Raw genomic sequence first — 17,562 nt, forward strand, 5'->3', positions numbered from 1 at the left:
TTGTTAGCGCAGCACATTGTCGAGCAATGGCAATGCCAAAATGGAAGCGGCTAAAATTAGAGAAAAAGCAACGCGCTTATACAACACTTCGCTGGCGCCAATAAAACATTTTGCGCCGATATGAAGGCCGATAAAATAAGGCAGCATTGCCAATATGCCGAGCGCTATCGCTTCAGCTGTGAAGATTTGTCCGAAGTAATAACCGATCAAAATAATGATATCTGTCAGGAACAGATAGAAAATCATATTGGCGCGCACCTGTGCCGCTTTGTTATCGCCCGCCATCCAATAGAGCAGGGCAGGCGGGCCGGGTAGTCCTGCGGCAGCCCCCATAAAACCACTGGCTGCACCAACGCTAACGGACACCGATTTGCTGCGTGGACCGCGATATTTAAAACCGCCCCACAAAAGAGTAACAGCCAGCGCGATAGAAATACAAATGAACCAGCGCATTGCGATTGGTTCGGCTGTCTTTAAAACGTAAATGCCGAGCGGCATCAAAACCAAGTACCCAAGAACCAGTGGCAGCACTTCGCGCCATTGTGTTTTGTGCCGCGCTGACCAAGCAAGCGCTATTGCTGGCACGCTATCAATAATCGCGATAAGCGCTAGTGCAATTTTAGGCGTGAAGAGTGCGGCTGTAACAGGACCAACAAGCATTCCAGTTCCAAAACCTGAAAAGCCGCGCACAATGCCCGTTATGAACACCACACATAGGACAATCTGGCTAGCGGGATTGGCTAGGTGCGCATAAATCAGTTCGATCAAATCATTGCTTTCTAAATTCTGTCGGCAATCATGATATCGATATACGCGCCGCTGCCATTCTTGAAGATTATGATATGATCTTTAAACAATATGCCACTGTTGTTTGGTGCCAGATTATAAAAATCTTCAAGCATAGAAGCCGTGGTCTGCATCGGTCGGTTTGATGAATTGAATGCCCATGCACTGGGTGTCTTAAATGTAAGTCTGTAAAATGTTTCTGGTTTGTTCACTTTTGCCGATTATTGCGGTAAAGAGAATAAAACAGGTTTGAGCATGACAGAAGCGATTCGCATTATCGGCATTGATCCCGGGCTTCAGCGCACCGGTTGGGGGATTATTGAATCTCTTGGCAATTCATTGAAGTTTATCGATTCTGGAACTGTTACTTCGACCGCAAAGTTCGATTTGGCCTCGCGTTTGCGCGAATTGCACGACGGGTTGGTTGAAGTTATTCACACCAATATGCCGCAAGAGGCGGCGGTGGAAAATACTTTTTCAAATGCCAATCCAGCCTCCACTTTGAAGCTCGGTCAGGCACGCGGCATTGCGATGTTGGTGCCAGCTTTATCAGGATTGCCGGTTGAGGAATATGCGCCGAACCAAGTCAAAAAATCGGTTATTGGTGTCGGCCACGGCGATAAAAAGCAGATTGCTATGATGGTGAAAGTATTGATGCCGCGCGCGCAGTTTTCAACCGAAGATGCTGCCGACGCATTGGCGATTGCAATATGTCATGCGCATATGCGCAAAGCGCGACGTTTGGAAAAAAGGTTTGCATCGGCATGATCGGAAAACTCAAAGGCACAGTTGATGAAATTGACGAAGACCACATTATTTTAGATGTGCACGGCGTTGGTTATGTTGCATTTTGTTCAGCGCGCACGCTCTCTAAAATGACGGCGGGCGAGGCGGCCATTTTGCACATAGAAACCTATGTGCGCGAAGATCAGCTCAAGCTTTTTGGCTTTTCAACGGTTTTGGAACGCGATTGGTTTCGTTTGCTGCAATCTGTGCAAGGCGTTGGTGCAAAAGTCGCATTGGCGATATTGTCGACGCTGACACCATCTGATCTGGCAAACGCCATTGCGCTGCAAGACAAAGTCATGGTGGCGCGCGCGCCCGGCATTGGACCAAAGGTTGCGCAGCGCATTGTCACCGAGCTTAAAAACAAAGCACCTGCTTTTTCTGGCGAAGCGGCTGGCACGATGGGCTTAAAACAAGAGCTTGGCGAAGGTGTTGCCTCCAGTGCTGTAACCGATGCGGTGTCGGCGCTTTCCAATCTTGGTTATTCACGCGAGCAGGCAGCCAATGCTGTTGGCGCAGCGTTGCGTGATGCAGGTGAAGATGCCGATAGCGCAAAGCTTATCCGTCTTGGCTTGAAGGAATTGGCGCGGTGATTGTTTTTTCAGCTATCGTAAAATGATGACATTTTCAGAAAAAATCAGATGTGTTCTGGTCGCAGGTTTTCTGGGTCCGCTTATCGGCACATTGATATATAACGCCATCTATGTTGACTTTATCGCGTTTCATTTTGTGTACTTTTTATCGCTCATCTATTTAGCCGTGTGGTTTGTGCCAAGTGGATTAATCGGTGGATTTATCATGGTTGAATGGCGCAGGCGATCGGGTTCAATGGACGTTATAAGAGCCGTTATCAGTGGTTTTTTAGGTGGTTTTATACCCGCAGTACTTATTGTCGGCTTGGTTTTGCCCGAGGCTTTCTGGTCAGGAACACTGATGATTAGCAGTTTGGGAGCCGTGACAGCGTTTATCCTATGGTGTAGCCGTGGCATGTTCGGATTAAAGGGACTTTGATGAACGACGCTGACCGTATTATCGATGCCGAGAAAAAGGGCGAAGATTTTGACACTTCGCTACGGCCGCAAACGCTTGATGATTTTACAGGTCAGAAGGCTGCGCGCGAAAATCTAAAAGTGTTTATCGAAGCGGCTAAGAACCGCGGCGAGGCGCTGGACCATGTTCTTTTTGTTGGCCCTCCTGGGCTTGGCAAGACAACGCTTGCACAGATTATGGCCAAGGAACTTGGCGTCAATTTTCGCTCCACGTCTGGTCCGGTGATTGCCAAAGCGGGTGATCTTGCTGCGCTTTTGACAAACCTTGAAGAGCGCGATGTGTTGTTCATTGATGAGATACACCGGCTTAATCCGGCGGTTGAAGAAATTCTCTATCCAGCGATGGAAGATTATCAACTTGATCTGATTATCGGCGAGGGGCCTGCGGCGCGGTCGGTCAAGATTGATCTATCGAAATTTACACTTGTTGCGGCAACCACACGGCTTGGGCTTTTGACCACGCCTTTGCGCGATCGTTTCGGCATACCTGTGCGGCTTGAGTTTTATACAGCGCAAGAGCTTGAGAAAATAGTGCGGCGCGGTGCGCGGATTATGGGCCTCAACATTGATGATGAAGGCGCGATGGAAATTGCCAAGCGCTCGCGCGGCACGCCGCGTATAGCAGGGCGCTTGCTGCGCCGTGTGCGCGATTTTGCCGATGTTGCCAAATCCGGTGTTGTGACCAAAGATATTGCCGACAAGGCGCTTTCACGGCTCGAAGTAGATACGATTGGGCTGGACTCGCTTGACCGGCGCTATCTCAATCAGATCGCGCGCAATTTTGGCGGTGGTCCAGTTGGTATTGAGACGATTGCTGCGGCGCTTTCAGAGCCACGTGATGCGATTGAAGATATTATTGAGCCTTATCTTATTCAGCAGGGCTTTATTCAGCGCACGCCGCGCGGCCGCGTTATGACACCGCGCGCTTGGGACCATATGGGGCTGAAAGCGCCGTCTGATATGGCCGCAGTGCAGACGGGCCTGTTTGATGATGGTGATGCGTAATCAGCATCATTTGCGTACACAAGTTTTTGTGATTGGCTCTTGGGCGTAAAATTCCCCAAAGAACGTTGGTCTGGGCAAAGGAGAAAGCCATGCAGAACGATATTCAAACGCTGATTCCGCGCCAACCGGTTCCGGATCTTACATTGCCGCTTGTTGGAGGCGGTGAGTGGAGCCTTACGAATGAAGCGCCCGATACATTTTCAATTTTGATTTTTTATCGTGGCTGGCATTGTCCTGTTTGCCGCAAACAGCTTGAAGAAGCCGAAGCGCTGGTTGAACAATTCGAACAAAAGGGCGCAAAGCTAACCGCGATTTCTGTTGATGGGGAAGACCGCGCCAAGGAAATGCACGCCTCTGCCAAGCTTGATAAGTTGAAGCTTGCCTATGGTTTGACGTTAGAACAAGCGCGCCAATGGGGCTTGTTCATTTCGACAAGTCGCGGTTTGACATCTGTGAATGTTGAAGAGCCGATTAAATTTGCTGAACCGGGATTTTTCCTGATTAAGCCGGACAACACATTGTTCTATTCCAGTGTGCAAAGTGCGCCATGGGGTCGTCCAGCGCTTGAACCATTCCTCAACACGATCGATTTCATTGTTAATAAGAACTATCCTGCGCGCGGTGAAATTATCACGCTGGACTAATTGTTTTTAGGCAAATCGAGTTCTTTTATCAGATCGCCCGGCATGGTCTGCCCGCCAAAGGTTTGTACCATGCCGAAGGCACCGCCAAACGACCACATTGACCAGCCAAATTGATATTTGTCTGCCAATGCGATCATGTCTTTTAGATAGGCAATGCGCCATTCAGACGGGATTTTGAAATCCTTGCCATATTCCTGCGCGATAAAACCAAACTCGCCTAGGAATATCTCGTCTGGCGCAATGTCATGACGGGCAGCCCATTTGGCAACTTTCTCAAATGGCTCTTCGAGCAGTTCGACTAAATCTTCGCCGCTGCCCCATTCTTCTAATTCATTGCGGATATACCAGCCAGCATTGCTGCGCTCATTTCCGCTCAATGTTCTGTCGATGTAGCGATCATTGTCGTCTGGCAATGTGCGAATGGCCGGAGAGCTGAGCTGTGAAGGTGGATAGGGCAGGTTTATAAACGCACTGACCGGTCTGCCGACCCAATCTGCGCTTTGGTGCGTTAAGATAAACGGATCATAGGAGTGAAAAGTCCAGATGATGTTTTTATCGCCAAACGCTTTAGGGTCAAGATTGATAAGCCCTTGGGCAGAGGCATAACAGGCACCGGGAACGACCAAGGTAATCGTGTCATTGGCTTTGCGCGCAGCATCATGAAGCTGTGTTGCTTGGGCCTGCCAAATTTTCATCTCGTCAGATGCGCCGCAGTCATATTTCGGTTCATTGATGATTTCGAGCGCGACTTTTTCTGCGTCATAATCAGATAGGGATTTCGCGATTGATGCAATCAATGCCTTGTATTTTACGAAGTTCAAATCATCATTCAAAATCTGATCAAGACCGATAACTTGTCTGTCGGCGCTGTAAGCGATGGTGTGCAGATCGACGATGACATTGAGGTCGGCATTTAAGATGCGATCAATAGCGCGGTGCATATTCTTGAGCAGCGTTTCGCGCCGGTTTTGATCTTCATCATGCAGAAATATTGCTGGGTCAATGGGCATGCGAATTGTTGATAGGCCATCGCTGCGGAGCGTTTTTAATGCATCGTCAGAGACAAATTGCTGCCATTCGGGGAAGTTTGTGAGAACATCGTCATCGTTCCAGCGGCTTTCATTGGGCCATGTAACCCATTGATCCATGCTAATGCCGCGGCCAGCTTTAAAGGTGGCTGCATAAGTCGGTATGACATTGAATATCAATGTTACAGCGAGCAACGCAGCAATAAATCTTGCAATTAATATCTGTTTAAAGTCAATCATGGCGGGTAAATACCACGCGAAACTGGATGCTGACATGACAAACTCTCAAAATGGTGAACGCGGCGATGCTGTCTCGCTTTGCGGTATCATCGACGAAAAAACGCATCGGCTGATCGCGCGGGTATATTTTGCCGACACTGATTTCTCTGGCGCGGTCTATCACGGGCGCTATCTTGAGTTTTTGGAGCGGGGGCGTTCAGACTTTTTGCGCTGCATTGGTGTGCATCACAGTGATTTGTTGAACAATGATGAGGGCGCTTTGTTCTGGGTCGTGCGGCGCATGGAGCTTGATTTTAAAGCAAGCGCATCCATCGACGATATTTTGCAGATTGAAACGCAGCTGACATTTGTTGGCGGTGCGCGCTGTATGATGTCGCAAAAGATTTTGCGCGGCGATGATGTGCTGATTGAGGCTGAAGTAACCGCCGCTCTGATTAATAATGAGGGCAAGCCACGGCGTTTTCCGCAAAATTGGAAAGAAAGCTTTGGCGCGCTTGTGGTGAGTGATTCTGATTGAATAAGTTAGAATCCTAAGACTCTTTTAAGGATAATGAGTTATTAATGCGCCTGAATGAGGCTGTGTCACGCTTGTGCCATTGTTTCACCTAATTTGTGCTCGAAGTGCCTGCTCATAATTAAGCTTAGGCGACTTACTTCACATAGCGCGCAATTTGCCGCCCGGTGACGTTAAACGCCGGGCGTTTCGATTCGAAGGACTTTGAAATGGAACACGACGTCTCGATTCTAGGCCTATTTCTACAGGCCGGCTTGATCGTGAAGATGGTGATGATCGGTTTGCTGGGGGCCTCTATTTGGACCTGGGCGATTGTTATTGATAAATCGATAGCCTTTAAGCGTATGCGCTCACAGCTCAACCGCTTTGAGGAAACCTTTTGGTCTGGTCAATCGCTTGAAGAGCTTTACCGCACACTTGCGGACCGTAAAACGTCGGGCATGGGGTCTTTATTTGTTGCTGCAATGCGCGAATGGAAAAAATCCTATGAGCGCGGTGCACGTTCGCCGATCAGTCTGCAAAGCCGTATTGACCGCGCAATGGATGTCGCATTGATGCGCGAGATGGACAAGCTTGAGGCGCGCCTTGGCTTTTTGGCTTCGGTTGGCTCGATTGCTGTGTATGTCGGTCTTTTCGGTACGGTTATCGGTATTATGACATCGTTCCAAGCGATCGCGGGTTCTGATTCAACCAACCTTGCCGTCGTAGCGCCTGGTATCGCAGAAGCGCTATTGGCAACGGCTATTGGTCTGTTGGCCGCTATTCCGGCACTGCTTGCTTATAACAAGCTGACAACTGACGCTGGAAAAATCGGTTCGCGCTTAGAAGCTTTTGCCGATGAATTTTCAGGCATCTTATCACGCCAGATTGATGAGCGTGCATCACAGCGAACAGCTGCGGAGTAAATTTTATGGCTGGTTCTGCCGGATACGTATCTCGCCGCAAACGCAACCGCCGCTCAGCCGGCGCGCGTCCAATTGCGGAAATTAACGTAACGCCTTTCGTGGACGTTATGCTGGTGCTGCTTATCATCTTTATGGTGGCTGCACCTTTGCTAACCGTTGGCGTGCCGATTGATTTGCCTGAAACACAGGCAAAAGCACTTAATTCTGACACACAGCCGATTACAATTTCGGTTAATCAGAACGGCGAAATCTTTTTGCAAGAAACAGCCATTGCGATTGAGGAAGTTGTGCCGAAACTCGAAGCGATTGCTGAAACCGGTTATGATGAGCGTATTTATATTCGCGGTGATCAAGCGGCAGATTACGGCACGATCATGAAAGTTATGGGCCGCATCAATCAGGCTGGGTACAAAAACCTTGGCCTTGTGACGCTTCAGGAAAGCGACAGGTAATAAGATGCGCGCGGGTTTAGCCTCATCGGTTACACTACACGTACTGGTTCTTGGATGGGGGCTGGTCAGCCTCAGTGCGCCTGCATCATTTGAAGTTGATGATGTTGAAGCATTGCCGATTGAGCTGGTTACGATTCAGGAATTAACGCAGATTCAGGAAGGGGCGCAGGATGCGCCCAAGGATGGGCCAGCTTCGCTTGCGCCAACTGAACCGCCAAAACCTGACCCTGATGCCGTGAATACGGGCAATCAGGAAAAAGATCAGTCAACGCCTGAAACTGAAACGCAAAAAGCAGTGGAAGTCGAAGAGGCGCGTTTGCCAGATCCGTCGCAGGTTCCTGTGCCGCGTCCTGCACCGCGCGAAGAACCAAAGCCGGTTGTTGAAGAAAAACCTGAGCCGGTGGCGACACCTGCCACTGAAGTTGCGCCAAAACCTGAACCAAAAGAAGAAGTGGTCGAAGACGCGGTTGAAGAATTGATCGCGAAAGCTGAACCGCAGCCTGTGCCAGATGAAGCGCCGAAAAGCGTGCAATTGCCAGATCAATTGCCGACACCGGAAGCACGGCCAGAAAAACCACAAGCGCAAACGGCGAAAACACCAGAGCGCAAAAAAGAAGAAACGCAGCAAGCGCAATCTTCGACAACAAAAGAAAAGACAGAAGAAAAGTCTGATGAAGTGGCATCACTCTTGAACCGTGAAAAGGGTTCAGGCGGTGGTTCGAAAGCCAATAATCAAAAAGCTTCTGCTGGCGGCAAGAAAACAACAAGCGGCAATACGTTGACGCAAAGCGAGATGGATTCTCTGCGCGGTCAGATTCAATCATGCTGGAGCATACCAGCCAGTGCGCAGGGCGAAGTGGGCTTGAAAGTTTCCGTTCAGTTCCAACTTAACCAATCAGCGCAACTTGAAGGCAAACCACGGGTGACGACATCATCTGGCAACCGCCAACTTGATGACAGTGCCGTGCGCGCTGTGGCACGTTGTGGTAGTAAAGGTTTTCAGTTGCCGGGCGACAAATATGACAGCTGGCGCGATGTGGTCGTGAACTTTGATCCATCCGAAATGTTTAGATGACACAATTGACCGCTACAAAAATCAAAATGCGTGATAAAACGCTTGGTCTAAAGAGGAATAGTTTAATGTTGAATACAGCATCGATCCGTTTGCTACGCCCGATGGCTATGGCCATCGCAGCGATCATTATGCTTACGCTCCCAGCACGTGCGCTGGTCGAGATCGACATCAATAAGGGTAATATCGAACCGCTACCAATTGCGATTACCGATTTTATTTCTGGTGATGGCATTGGCGCAAAAATTAGCCGAGTGGTTGAAGCCGACCTTCGGCGTTCGGGGCTTTTTGCACCGATTGATCAGGCGGCTTTTATTGAAAAAGTCAGCAATCCTGATGCAGCGCCACGTTTTGAAGACTGGAAAGTTATCAATGCGCAGGCGCTTGTTACTGGCCGTGTGACCGATGAAGGGGGCCGTTTGAAAGCGGAATTCCGCCTTTGGGATACATTTGTTGGTGAACAAATGGCAGGCGAGCAGTTTTTTACAACAGGTGAAAATTGGCGCCGTGTGGCGCATATTATTGCCGATGCGATTTATGAGCGGCTAACAGGGGAAAAAGGTTATTTTGACTCGCGTGTTGTGTTCGTCAATGAATCTGGCCCGAAAACTAACCGTGTTAAAAAACTGGCTATTATGGATCAGGATGGTGCCAATGTGCGCAATCTGACCAATGGCGGCGATCTTGTTTTAACACCGCGTTTTTCACCGTCACGCCAAGAAATCACCTATATGGATTTCGCGGGCGGCCAACCTAAAGTTTATTTGTTGCAATTGGAAACCGGCCAGCGCGAGCTTGTGGGTGATTTTCCGGGCATGACATTTAGCCCGCGTTTTTCTCCTGATGGTTCAAAAGTTGTGATGAGCTTGCAGCAGGAAGATGGTAACGCCAATATCTATTCCATGGATTTGGGTTCGCGCAATACAACCCGCCTGACAAACTCACCATCGATTGATACATCACCTTCTTATTCGCCAGATGGTAGCCAGATTGTGTTTGAATCTGACCGTGGCGGCCGTCAGCAGCTCTATGTTATGGGCGCAGGCGGTGGCGGCGGTGCAACGCGTATATCGTTTGGCAATGGTTCTTATTCGACACCAGTATGGTCACCGCGCGGCGATCTGATTGCCTTTACCAAACAGTCCGGCGGGCAGTTTTCTATCGGGGTTATGCGTCCTGATGGTTCAGGCGAGCGTATTTTGACATCCGGCTTTCACAATGAAGGACCGACATGGGCACCCAATGGCCGTGTGTTGATGTTCTTCCGTCAAGGTTCGGGCTCTGCAGGGCCACAGCTTTATTCAATTGATCTGACTGGCCGCAATGAACAGAAGATCGAAACACCGAACTACGGCTCTGATCCGGCATGGTCGCCTTTGCTTGATTGAGGCAAAAATTTGCCGTGTGCCGTTAATTTGCCGCATTTCTCGCACAGGGGCATGCGGCAACATCGGTTTTGACTGATTTACTTAATTTCTCGGTAACCATCTCTCTTGAGTGGCCGTTAACGCAAATAAGGTTATCAAAAGATAACCCAAACCAATAAGATTGAAGAGGAAAAGGCCATGCGCCTGACCCAGACACAACAATTCACGACACCATCTACAGTGCGCACAATGGCACTGGTTCTTATGACAACACTTGCTCTTGCTGGCTGTGCAAAGAAAAACACTTTGCCAAACAATGCTGGCGATCTTGGCCTTGGTGCTAATGGCGGCGCACAGCCGGGCACGACACAAGATTTCACAGTGAATGTTGGCGACCGTATTTTCTTTGACACGGATTCATCGTCTATTCGCGGTGATGCACAGCAAACATTGGCGCGTCAGGCACAGTGGCTTGGCCGTTACCCTAACTACCAAATCACGGTTGAAGGCCATGCCGATGAACGCGGCACACGCGAATACAACTTGGCACTGGGCGCACGCCGCGCCGCTGCTACACGTGATTATCTTGTAACGCAGGGTGTTACACGCAACCGCATCAAAACGCTTTCCTTCGGTAAGGAACGTCCAGTTGCTGTGTGTGATGACATCTCCTGCTGGTCACAGAATAGACGAGCGGTTACCAATTTGGGTGGCCCAAGCGGCACTTAAATATCAAAAATTATCGAAAAAAGCGGCTTAGGCCGCTTTTTTTATTTATGCTGACGGAAAAAATGACATAGTTTTGCCGTGGTATCGGCGTTCACTTTCGGACGTCAGTTAAGGGATGAAATTGAGGGTTAGTATTTAATGTATCGCGTTTTTTTAATTCTAAAATTGACAATGTTCGCAACATTGTTTGCAAGTGGGCCATCATTTGCACAGATGGGTGACCCGCGCGTCACCGAACTTCAAGAACAAATTCGCCAATTGAACGGGCAGATTGAAGAACTTAACTTCCAGATTTTGCAAATGCAGGAAACTGTTCGCAAGCAACAGGAAGATATGGAATTCCGTATTCAGGATCTTGAAGATCAAAAGCAGGGTGCTGTTCAGCCTTCTGCTGACGAAAAAACAACGGATGTTGCGCAGGCTGCACAGCCAACACTTACAACGAACACAGAACCGCGCCTTGGCGGTTCTTCGGTTGCGGATGCTGGTGCACCGCCACGCAATTTAGGTGCGATTACGCTTGATGAGAGCGGCAATGTGGTGGGTACGTCCATTGATTTTTCGGCAGAAAATGTCGAAAAATCAGTTGACGGGACTCAGGTTGCCAGCGTTTCAGGCACGATGAATGCTGAAGACCTTTATAAAGCAGGTTACGGTTATATTTTGTCCGGCGACTACAAGCTGGCAGAAGGCGTGTTTTCGACATTTTCAAGTACGTATCCCAATGATCCATTGATTGCCGATGCTCGGTTCTGGCTTGGCGAAAGCCTGCTTGCGCAAGGTAAATATGAAGATGCGGCGGATGAGTTTATCGAAGTGCGCTCGCTTTATCCCAATGCCTCCAAGGCACCTGAAACGATGTATAAGATCGGCACGATCATGGCGGCTTTGGGCAACCGCGAAGTTGCCTGTGTGACATTCACCGATGCGCTTCAAACGCATACAGGCATGTCACAGCCATTGCGCAACAAGATCGATGAGGAACGCGCGAAGGCCAAATGTTAGAGGCCAAGTGCTGGTGATCAAGTGTTAGAGGCGCGTGCGCAACAAGAGAACATGAAACATCTGGACGCACTTTATGCCCAGTTTGAGCGCTTTCGGTTTGTTGATTTTAAGAAAATTATTGTTGGACTTTCGGGTGGCAGTGACAGCCTTGCGCTAACGCTGGCGACGCATTCTTATTTGGCTGAACATTATCCCCAATGCGAACTGATAGCCGTGACTGTGGATCATGGTTTGCGGGCAGAATCCCATCAAGAAGCATTACATGTCGGGCAAATTTGCAAAACTTACGGTATTGCCCATGAGATTGCCCGTTGGGAGGGCGAAAAACCCAAGACTGGTATTCAGCAAAAGGCACGCGAAGCGCGCTACCGATTGCTGAGCGAAGCGGCACAGGGCCATAATACGTCATTGGTGCTTATCGCCCATAATAAAGGCGATGACATTGAGACCAAAACAATGCGCGCTCAACGACACGGCGGGACCGCGCATGGTATCAGCGATGCCACGCTTTATGATTGCCGCACGTGGTTTGCGCGGCCATTTTTGAGTTTAGAGAAGTCTCAGCTTCAAACGTTTTTGCAAACCAATGCGGTGACATGGGTTGAAGACCCATCCAATAAGGATCGCCGTTTTGAGCGTGTGCGTACACGCCAAGATTTAGGTGAGGCGCTGCCTAGCGCGGTAGAAACAGAGGTAGAATTAACGTCAGAACACGACGTTGCTGCGTTTCTGGCCGATGCGAACAATGTTTCTATTTTTGAGAATGGCGGGGGCGCGATCATGCATAATGCGCGCCTGCGCGATGCGATATATCATGAAGCGCTGCGCGTTTTATTGGCTATGGTTGGCGCAACTGCTTATCTGCCTTCTCCAAGTGCTGTGCAAGAAGCGCTGATCAATCTTTATCAATTTTCGGATAATGGCCGTAAATTCACCTTAAACGGGTGCTTACTTACGAAGAACAAGGATGGCGTAATTATCGAACCAGAACAACGCAATCGTGGCGAAAACCGGTTTGGTTTTGATCATATTTTGCCAAGTCATAACTATAAGATCGCATCGGTTTTGCGTGAGCGCCGCGGATTATCACTCCTGCCGCCTTTACCAATGCGCTAACCATTGAGCCGTTTTCCTGCGACGCGTTGACCAATATCGTGTATTTTGTGGTCTCAACGCTTGGCAAAGCGGCTTCTGGCTCCTATCTTGATGTAAACAATGAAGTTCAAGTGCGCGCGTGCGTGCAAGTCTGGAAAAGCAATGAACCCCAACTACCGTAATTTTGCATTATGGGCCGTAATCGCAATTATGCTGATCGCCCTGTTTAACATGTTTCAATCGCCCAGTGAGACGACTGCAACACGTGACATCTCTTACACACAATTTTTGGAAGAGGTTTCAACGGGTCGCGTGAAATCTGTGACGATTACCGGCGAGCGTATCGTTGGTACTTACGGCGATACCAATATTACTTTCCAGACCTATTCGCCTGGCGATACGGGCCTTGTGCAGCGTTTGGAAGATCGCGGTGTAGAAATACGTGCGCGGCCTGAAAACGATGGTTCGGGCTCCTTCACAAGCATCCTATTGTCTTGGTTGCCGATGATTGTCATTCTTGGTGTTTGGATTTTCTTCATGCGCCAGATGCAAGGCGGCGGATCAAAAGCGATGGGCTTTGGTAAATCTAAAGCCAAATTGCTAACCGAAGCGCATGGCCGCATCACATTTGCTGATGTTGCTGGTGTTGATGAAGCCAAGCAGGACCTTGAGGAAATTGTAGAATTTTTGCGCGATCCGCAAAAGTTCCAGCGCCTTGGCGGTAAAATCCCACGTGGCTGTTTGCTCGTTGGTCCTCCAGGTACTGGTAAAACTTTGCTTGCACGTTCTGTTGCAGGTGAGGCGGAAGTGCCGTTCTTTACGATTTCAGGTTCTGACTTTGTTGAAATGTTTGTCGGTGTTGGTGCAAGCCGCGTTCGTGACATGTTTGAACAAGCCAAAAAGAATGCGCCATGTATCATCTTTATCGATGAGATTGATGCGGTTGGCCGTCATCGTGGTGCCGGTCTTGGCGGCGGTAATGATGAGCGTGAACAAACGCTCAACCAGCTGCTTGTTGAGATGGATGGTTTTGAAGCCAATGAATCGGTTATTCTGATTGCTGCGACTAACCGTCCAGACGTTCTTGACCCTGCGCTTATGCGTCCGGGCCGTTTTGACCGTCAGGTTGTTGTGCCTAATCCGGATGTTGAAGGCCGCGAGAAAATCCTGAAAGTGCATGTACGCAATGTACCGCTTGCACCGAATGTTGATTTGAAAGTGATTGCACGTGGCACGCCAGGCTTTTCGGGGGCGGATCTTATGAACCTCGTCAATGAATCTGCTTTGCTAGCAGCGCGCCGTAACAAGCGCCTTGTGACAATGCAGGAGTTCGAGGACGCTAAAGATAAGATCATGATGGGTGCGGAACGCCGCTCCAACGCGATGACGGAAGAAGAAAAAACACTCACGGCTTATCATGAAGCAGGTCATGCGATTACGGCGGTAAAAGTGCCGTCTGCTGATCCGCTGCATAAAGCAACAATCATTCCGCGCGGCCGTGCGCTCGGCATGGTGATGCAATTGCCTGAAGGCGATAAATATTCGATGAGCTACAAATATATGATCTCACGTTTGATCATTTTGATGGGTGGCCGTGTTGCTGAAGAAATTAAGTTCGGCAAAGAGAATATTACATCTGGTGCATCATCAGATATCGAGCAGGCAACGAAACTTGCGCGTGCCATGGTTACACAATGGGGCTTTTCTGATCAGCTCGGACAGGTTTCCTATGGTGAAAACCAGCAGGAAGTGTTCTTGGGCCATTCTGTTGCGCAAACTAAAAATGTGTCTGAATCAACGGCTCAGATTATTGATAGTGAAGTGCGCCGCCTTGTGGATGATGCTTATGCAGAAGCGCGCCGTATTCTCACGGATCATAAAGATGAGTGGATCGCGATTGCAGAAGGTCTGCTTGAGTATGAAACGCTAACCGGTGCTGAGATTAAGCAAATCATGGCTGGTGAAAAGCCTTCACGTGACCAAGGTGATGATTCACCACCGTCGCGCGGGTCTGCTGTTCCTAAAGCTGGTAAGGGCCGCCGCAAAGGTGATGAGCCTGATGCAGGACTTGAGCCACAGCCACAAAGCTAAGAATGATTACATATTGTAATTGATATTTACCTTGTTGATTGAATTAGGCCGCGAAAGCGGCCTTTTTCATATATACTGACCGAACTTGATTTTTTGGTGCGAACTCTCGTATAGCAAAAACTTAAAAGCACTTTGGGGATGTATATGTCGCGCAAATATTTTGGTACGGATGGTATTCGTGGCAGGGCCAATACTTTTCCCATGACAGCTGAAGTTGCGATGAAGGTCGGTATGGCCTCTGGCGTTGCTTTTCAGCGTGGCAAATACCGCCACCGTGTAGTTATCGGTAAAGATACGCGCCGTTCGGGCTATATGATCGAGAATGCTTTGGTTGCTGGTTTTACCGCAGCAGGCATGGATGTTTTTCTGCTCGGGCCTGTGCCGACACCGGCTGTTGCGATGCTAACGCGAAGCCTGCGCGCAGACATTGGCGTGATGATTTCAGCTTCTCATAATTCCTATGAAGACAATGGTATCAAGCTTTTTGGTCCTGACGGCTATAAATTGTCGGATGAGTTGGAGTTAAAAATCGAGCAATTGCTTGATGAAGACCTTTCTAGCCAAATGAAAGAGTGCGACGATATTGGTCGTGCGCAACGCGTTGAGGGTGACCTTTACCGTTATATTGAATTTGCCAAGCGCACATTCCCGCGCAAAATGACACTCGCAGGCATGCGCGTTGTGATCGATTGTGCCAATGGCGCTGCTTATAAGGCGGCGCCTGCTGCGCTATGGGAGTTGGGCGCAGAAGTTGTGTCGATTGGCGTTACGCCGAACGGTGTTAACATCAATGAAGATTGCGGCTCCACAAAACCAGCAGCTCTTTCACGCAAGGTGACAGAAGTTCGTGCCGATCTTGGTATCGCGCTTGACGGTGATGCAGACCGCCTTGTTCTGGTGGATGAAAAGGGCGCTGTTATTGACGGTGATCAGGTTATGGCCACTATCGGCCAAAGCTGGCATAAGACTGACCGACTTCAGGGCGGCGGCATCGTGGCCACTGTCATGTCTAATCTTGGTCTAGAGCGTTTCTTGAAAGACGAGGGCATGAACCTTGCGCGCACCAAAGTGGGCGACCGCTTCGTGGTTAGTCATATGCGCGAGAACGGCTATAATGTTGGCGGCGAGCAGTCTGGCCATATCGTTCTAACGGATTATGCGACGACCGGTGACGGCCTTATTGCTGGGTTGCAGATGCTGGCCTGTTTGAAAAATTCTGATAAGCCAGCAAGCGAAGCTTTCCGAAAATTTGAACCGGTGCCACAGCTTCTAAAGAGCGTGCGCTTTAATGGCGGTAAACCACTTGAAGATAAAGTGGTCATGGATGCGATTGAAACTGCCAAATCTGAACTAGGTAATTCTGGCCGATTGGTTATCAGAGCATCGGGAACAGAACCGCTGATCCGTGTTATGGCGGAAGGTGATAACCGTGCTTTGGTCAATAAGGTTGTCACTTCCCTTGCCGATTTAATCGGTGAATCTTAAATTCCAGACCTAATTTTTCATCTGTTCTAAATCGAGACTGATGCTGCGTTTGACATTGCGCAGCATGGGTTTTGGGCGTTGTTCGTTCAATATTTTAGTTTTTTGTCTCCGCCAAACACTTATTCTTCATTTTCCAAGTTCTTGTAATTACGCGCAAAAAACCATCTTGGATTATAAATCGCAAACAAACGTGGTGAAGATATACGGTAAAAAAACACGGTTAAGTGCGTTTTAACCATTCCCCATCATTATAGCCTCAAGCGCAGCTATTTGCCCATTTGTAGAGTTTAGGGCTTTTGAGGAATTGATTATGAAAAACGCAGTAAAATTACTGACCGCAGGCTCAGCCATTGCAATGGTTATGACAGCTTCTGCATTTGCAGCGGATATTTATGAGCCGCAGGTTATTGAAACACCGGTTTACCAAGTGCCAGAAAGTGTGCCTGCAGCCGTATCAGGCTGGTACATTCGCGGTGATGTTGGCTATTCATGGAGCAAATATCGCGGTGCAATCTATAGCACACCGGGATCATCGGTCGGCTCGAACAATCTGTTTGGTGAAATTGATGAAGCCTTTTCGCTCGGCGGCGGTATTGGTTATCAGGCCAACAGCTATTTGCGTACTGATTTGACTGTTGATTATGATTTTGACTCTGATTTTACAGGTGTCACACGCGGTTCATGTGGCCGAGGTGCGAATTGTATCTCAACGGATAAATCTACTTTTTCTGCTCTAACCGTTATGGCGAACGCTTATATCGATCTTGGTACATATGCAGGCTTTACGCCTTATGTTGGTGCCGGTATCGGTGGCGCGAATGTAAAATGGGGCGCTTTGAAAAATACAGCCTGTGATGCTGCTAACCCAACGAACTGTGATCCAACTGTAACGCATGGTGGCTCAAGCAGCTGGCGCTTTGCTTATGCTTTGATGGCTGGTTTCTCATATGACATCTCGCATAAACTCGCGTTGGATTTGGGTTACCGTTATAAAAAGATTGAAGGCGGCTATCAGTTCGCGTCAGCTGGCGGTATTGGCCGCGGCTACGATCATGGCTTTGAACAGCATCAGGTGCGTGCCGGTCTTCGCTATAAATTTGGCGGCACCAGCTACCAGGACCCGATTCCAGATTATCAGCCTGAGCCGATTTACAAATAATAACGTTACTGTTTGACGTGGAAAGCCGGCCTTATGGGTCGGCTTTTTTTCGTTTAATGCATGCGACAAAATCTTTTATGAATAATTCAATAAGTCATCTTGACGGCGCTTGTGCTTTCGCAGTATCGCAAGGGCAGGCCACCTCTCCCT

18 protein-coding genes are annotated in these 17,562 nt (G+C 48.9%); 16 read left to right on the plus strand and 2 right to left on the minus strand.

Translation table 11 applies throughout. The features are described from left to right. Nucleotides 1-3: 3 nt before the first annotated feature. Nucleotides 4-768: a sulfite exporter TauE/SafE family protein gene (locus tag N530_RS0110185; RefSeq protein ID WP_081773938.1), complete on the minus strand. Its 765-nt coding sequence runs from the start codon at nucleotides 766-768 to the stop codon at nucleotides 4-6. 273 nt (nucleotides 769-1,041) lie between these two features. On the opposite strand from N530_RS0110185, the gene ruvC reads away from it, so the two are divergent. The 5 genes from ruvC to N530_RS0110215 all read left to right on the plus strand — a co-directional run bounded on the left by ruvC (nucleotide 1,042) and on the right by N530_RS0110215 (nucleotide 4,270). Then, a complete protein-coding gene (gene ruvC, locus N530_RS0110195; protein ID WP_018689211.1) occupies nucleotides 1,042-1,554 on the plus strand; it encodes a crossover junction endodeoxyribonuclease RuvC in 513 nt (170 codons plus the stop codon). Then, entirely contained in the window at nucleotides 1,551-2,165 is a 615-nt protein-coding gene (ruvA, locus tag N530_RS0110200) for a Holliday junction branch migration protein RuvA (protein WP_026480620.1), read from the plus strand. The genes ruvC and ruvA overlap by 4 nt, the downstream gene beginning before the upstream one ends. A 22-nt stretch (nucleotides 2,166-2,187) precedes the next feature. After that, nucleotides 2,188-2,583: a hypothetical protein gene (locus N530_RS0110205; RefSeq protein ID WP_026480621.1), complete on the plus strand. Its 396-nt coding sequence runs from the start codon at nucleotides 2,188-2,190 to the stop codon at nucleotides 2,581-2,583. Beyond that, complete coding sequence (gene ruvB, locus N530_RS0110210; RefSeq protein WP_018689214.1) at nucleotides 2,583-3,626, plus strand: Holliday junction branch migration DNA helicase RuvB; 1,044 nt, start codon at nucleotides 2,583-2,585, stop codon at nucleotides 3,624-3,626. Before N530_RS0110205 ends, ruvB begins: the two co-directional genes overlap by 1 nt. A gap of 89 nt (nucleotides 3,627-3,715) precedes the next feature. Next, nucleotides 3,716-4,270, plus strand: coding sequence for a peroxiredoxin-like family protein (locus tag N530_RS0110215; protein ID WP_018689215.1), 555 nt, complete (start codon nucleotides 3,716-3,718; stop codon nucleotides 4,268-4,270). Here N530_RS0110215 and N530_RS0110220 read toward each other — a convergent pair. Next, nucleotides 4,267-5,574 carry a glycoside hydrolase family 5 protein gene (locus tag N530_RS0110220; protein ID WP_051540883.1) on the minus strand — a complete coding sequence of 436 codons (1,308 nt, stop codon included), beginning with the start codon at nucleotides 5,572-5,574 and terminating at the stop codon, nucleotides 4,267-4,269. The two genes, N530_RS0110215 and N530_RS0110220, sit on opposite strands and share 4 nt — an antisense overlap. Here N530_RS0110220 and N530_RS0110225 point away from each other — a divergent pair. The 11 genes from N530_RS0110225 (at nucleotide 5,573) to N530_RS0110280 (ending at nucleotide 17,412) form a co-directional block, all read left to right on the plus strand. Then, on the plus strand, nucleotides 5,573-6,055 hold the full coding sequence (locus tag N530_RS0110225) for a YbgC/FadM family acyl-CoA thioesterase (RefSeq protein ID WP_026480623.1): 483 nt from the start codon (nucleotides 5,573-5,575) through the stop codon (nucleotides 6,053-6,055). The two genes, N530_RS0110220 and N530_RS0110225, sit on opposite strands and share 2 nt — an antisense overlap. Nucleotides 6,056-6,261: 206 nt before the next feature. Beyond that, nucleotides 6,262-6,957 (plus strand): protein TolQ, encoded by a 696-nt coding sequence (gene tolQ / locus N530_RS0110230; RefSeq protein WP_018689218.1) that lies wholly within the window; start codon nucleotides 6,262-6,264, stop codon nucleotides 6,955-6,957. A 5-nt stretch (nucleotides 6,958-6,962) separates the two neighbouring features. Then, complete coding sequence (tolR, locus tag N530_RS0110235) at nucleotides 6,963-7,409, plus strand: protein TolR (RefSeq protein ID WP_026480624.1); 447 nt, start codon at nucleotides 6,963-6,965, stop codon at nucleotides 7,407-7,409. Between the two features lie 4 nt (nucleotides 7,410-7,413). Further along, nucleotides 7,414-8,484: a cell envelope integrity protein TolA gene (locus tag N530_RS0110240; protein ID WP_026480625.1), complete on the plus strand. Its 1,071-nt coding sequence runs from the start codon at nucleotides 7,414-7,416 to the stop codon at nucleotides 8,482-8,484. A gap of 101 nt (nucleotides 8,485-8,585) precedes the next feature. Next, entirely contained in the window at nucleotides 8,586-9,869 is a 1,284-nt protein-coding gene (gene tolB / locus N530_RS0110245; RefSeq protein ID WP_371179703.1) for a Tol-Pal system beta propeller repeat protein TolB, read from the plus strand. A gap of 228 nt (nucleotides 9,870-10,097) precedes the next feature. Further along, on the plus strand, nucleotides 10,098-10,577 hold the full coding sequence (pal, locus tag N530_RS0110250) for a peptidoglycan-associated lipoprotein Pal (RefSeq protein WP_035266916.1): 480 nt from the start codon (nucleotides 10,098-10,100) through the stop codon (nucleotides 10,575-10,577). Nucleotides 10,578-10,715: 138 nt separating this feature from the next. Further along, entirely contained in the window at nucleotides 10,716-11,582 is an 867-nt protein-coding gene (gene ybgF, locus N530_RS17845; protein ID WP_051540885.1) for a tol-pal system protein YbgF, read from the plus strand. Between the two features lie 51 nt (nucleotides 11,583-11,633). Then, nucleotides 11,634-12,698: a tRNA lysidine(34) synthetase TilS gene (gene tilS / locus N530_RS18620; RefSeq protein WP_051540886.1), complete on the plus strand. Its 1,065-nt coding sequence runs from the start codon at nucleotides 11,634-11,636 to the stop codon at nucleotides 12,696-12,698. 141 nt (nucleotides 12,699-12,839) lie between these two features. Further along, a complete protein-coding gene (ftsH, locus tag N530_RS0110265; protein ID WP_026480628.1) occupies nucleotides 12,840-14,768 on the plus strand; it encodes an ATP-dependent zinc metalloprotease FtsH in 1,929 nt (642 codons plus the stop codon). Nucleotides 14,769-14,912: 144 nt separating this feature from the next. After that, entirely contained in the window at nucleotides 14,913-16,253 is a 1,341-nt protein-coding gene (glmM, locus tag N530_RS0110270; RefSeq protein ID WP_026480629.1) for a phosphoglucosamine mutase, read from the plus strand. Nucleotides 16,254-16,563: 310 nt separating this feature from the next. Next, nucleotides 16,564-17,412 (plus strand): outer membrane protein, encoded by an 849-nt coding sequence (locus N530_RS0110280; RefSeq protein ID WP_026480630.1) that lies wholly within the window; start codon nucleotides 16,564-16,566, stop codon nucleotides 17,410-17,412. Nucleotides 17,413-17,562: the final 150 nt, after the last annotated feature.

Origin of the sequence: Ahrensia sp. 13_GOM-1096m (genome assembly GCF_000620605.1) — a bacterium.
In the GTDB taxonomy this organism is placed as follows: domain Bacteria; phylum Pseudomonadota; class Alphaproteobacteria; order Rhizobiales; family Rhizobiaceae; genus Ahrensia; species Ahrensia kielensis.

Bases quoted from the DNA above. Each gene is read 5' to 3' on its own strand.
- tolQ (WP_018689218.1), top strand. From the start codon at position 6,262: ATGGAACACGACGTCTCGATTCTAGGCCTATTTCTACAGGCCGGCTTG.
- ruvA (WP_026480620.1), top strand. From the start codon at position 1,551: ATGATCGGAAAACTCAAAGGCACAGTTGATGAAATTGACGAAGACCAC.
- N530_RS0110240 (WP_026480625.1), top strand. From the start codon at position 7,414: ATGCGCGCGGGTTTAGCCTCATCGGTTACACTACACGTACTGGTTCTT.
- N530_RS0110215 (WP_018689215.1), top strand. From the start codon at position 3,716: ATGCAGAACGATATTCAAACGCTGATTCCGCGCCAACCGGTTCCGGAT.
- tolB (WP_371179703.1), top strand. From the start codon at position 8,586: ATGGCTATGGCCATCGCAGCGATCATTATGCTTACGCTCCCAGCACGT.
- tolR (WP_026480624.1), top strand. From the start codon at position 6,963: ATGGCTGGTTCTGCCGGATACGTATCTCGCCGCAAACGCAACCGCCGC.
- N530_RS0110220 (WP_051540883.1), bottom strand. From the start codon at position 5,574: ATGTCAGCATCCAGTTTCGCGTGGTATTTACCCGCCATGATTGACTTT.
- ybgF (WP_051540885.1), top strand. From the start codon at position 10,716: ATGTATCGCGTTTTTTTAATTCTAAAATTGACAATGTTCGCAACATTG.
- glmM (WP_026480629.1), top strand. From the start codon at position 14,913: ATGTCGCGCAAATATTTTGGTACGGATGGTATTCGTGGCAGGGCCAAT.
- ftsH (WP_026480628.1), top strand. From the start codon at position 12,840: ATGAACCCCAACTACCGTAATTTTGCATTATGGGCCGTAATCGCAATT.
- N530_RS0110225 (WP_026480623.1), top strand. From the start codon at position 5,573: ATGACAAACTCTCAAAATGGTGAACGCGGCGATGCTGTCTCGCTTTGC.
- N530_RS0110280 (WP_026480630.1), top strand. From the start codon at position 16,564: ATGAAAAACGCAGTAAAATTACTGACCGCAGGCTCAGCCATTGCAATG.
- ruvC (WP_018689211.1), top strand. From the start codon at position 1,042: ATGACAGAAGCGATTCGCATTATCGGCATTGATCCCGGGCTTCAGCGC.
- pal (WP_035266916.1), top strand. From the start codon at position 10,098: ATGGCACTGGTTCTTATGACAACACTTGCTCTTGCTGGCTGTGCAAAG.
- tilS (WP_051540886.1), top strand. From the start codon at position 11,634: ATGAAACATCTGGACGCACTTTATGCCCAGTTTGAGCGCTTTCGGTTT.
- N530_RS0110205 (WP_026480621.1), top strand. From the start codon at position 2,188: ATGATGACATTTTCAGAAAAAATCAGATGTGTTCTGGTCGCAGGTTTT.
- ruvB (WP_018689214.1), top strand. From the start codon at position 2,583: ATGAACGACGCTGACCGTATTATCGATGCCGAGAAAAAGGGCGAAGAT.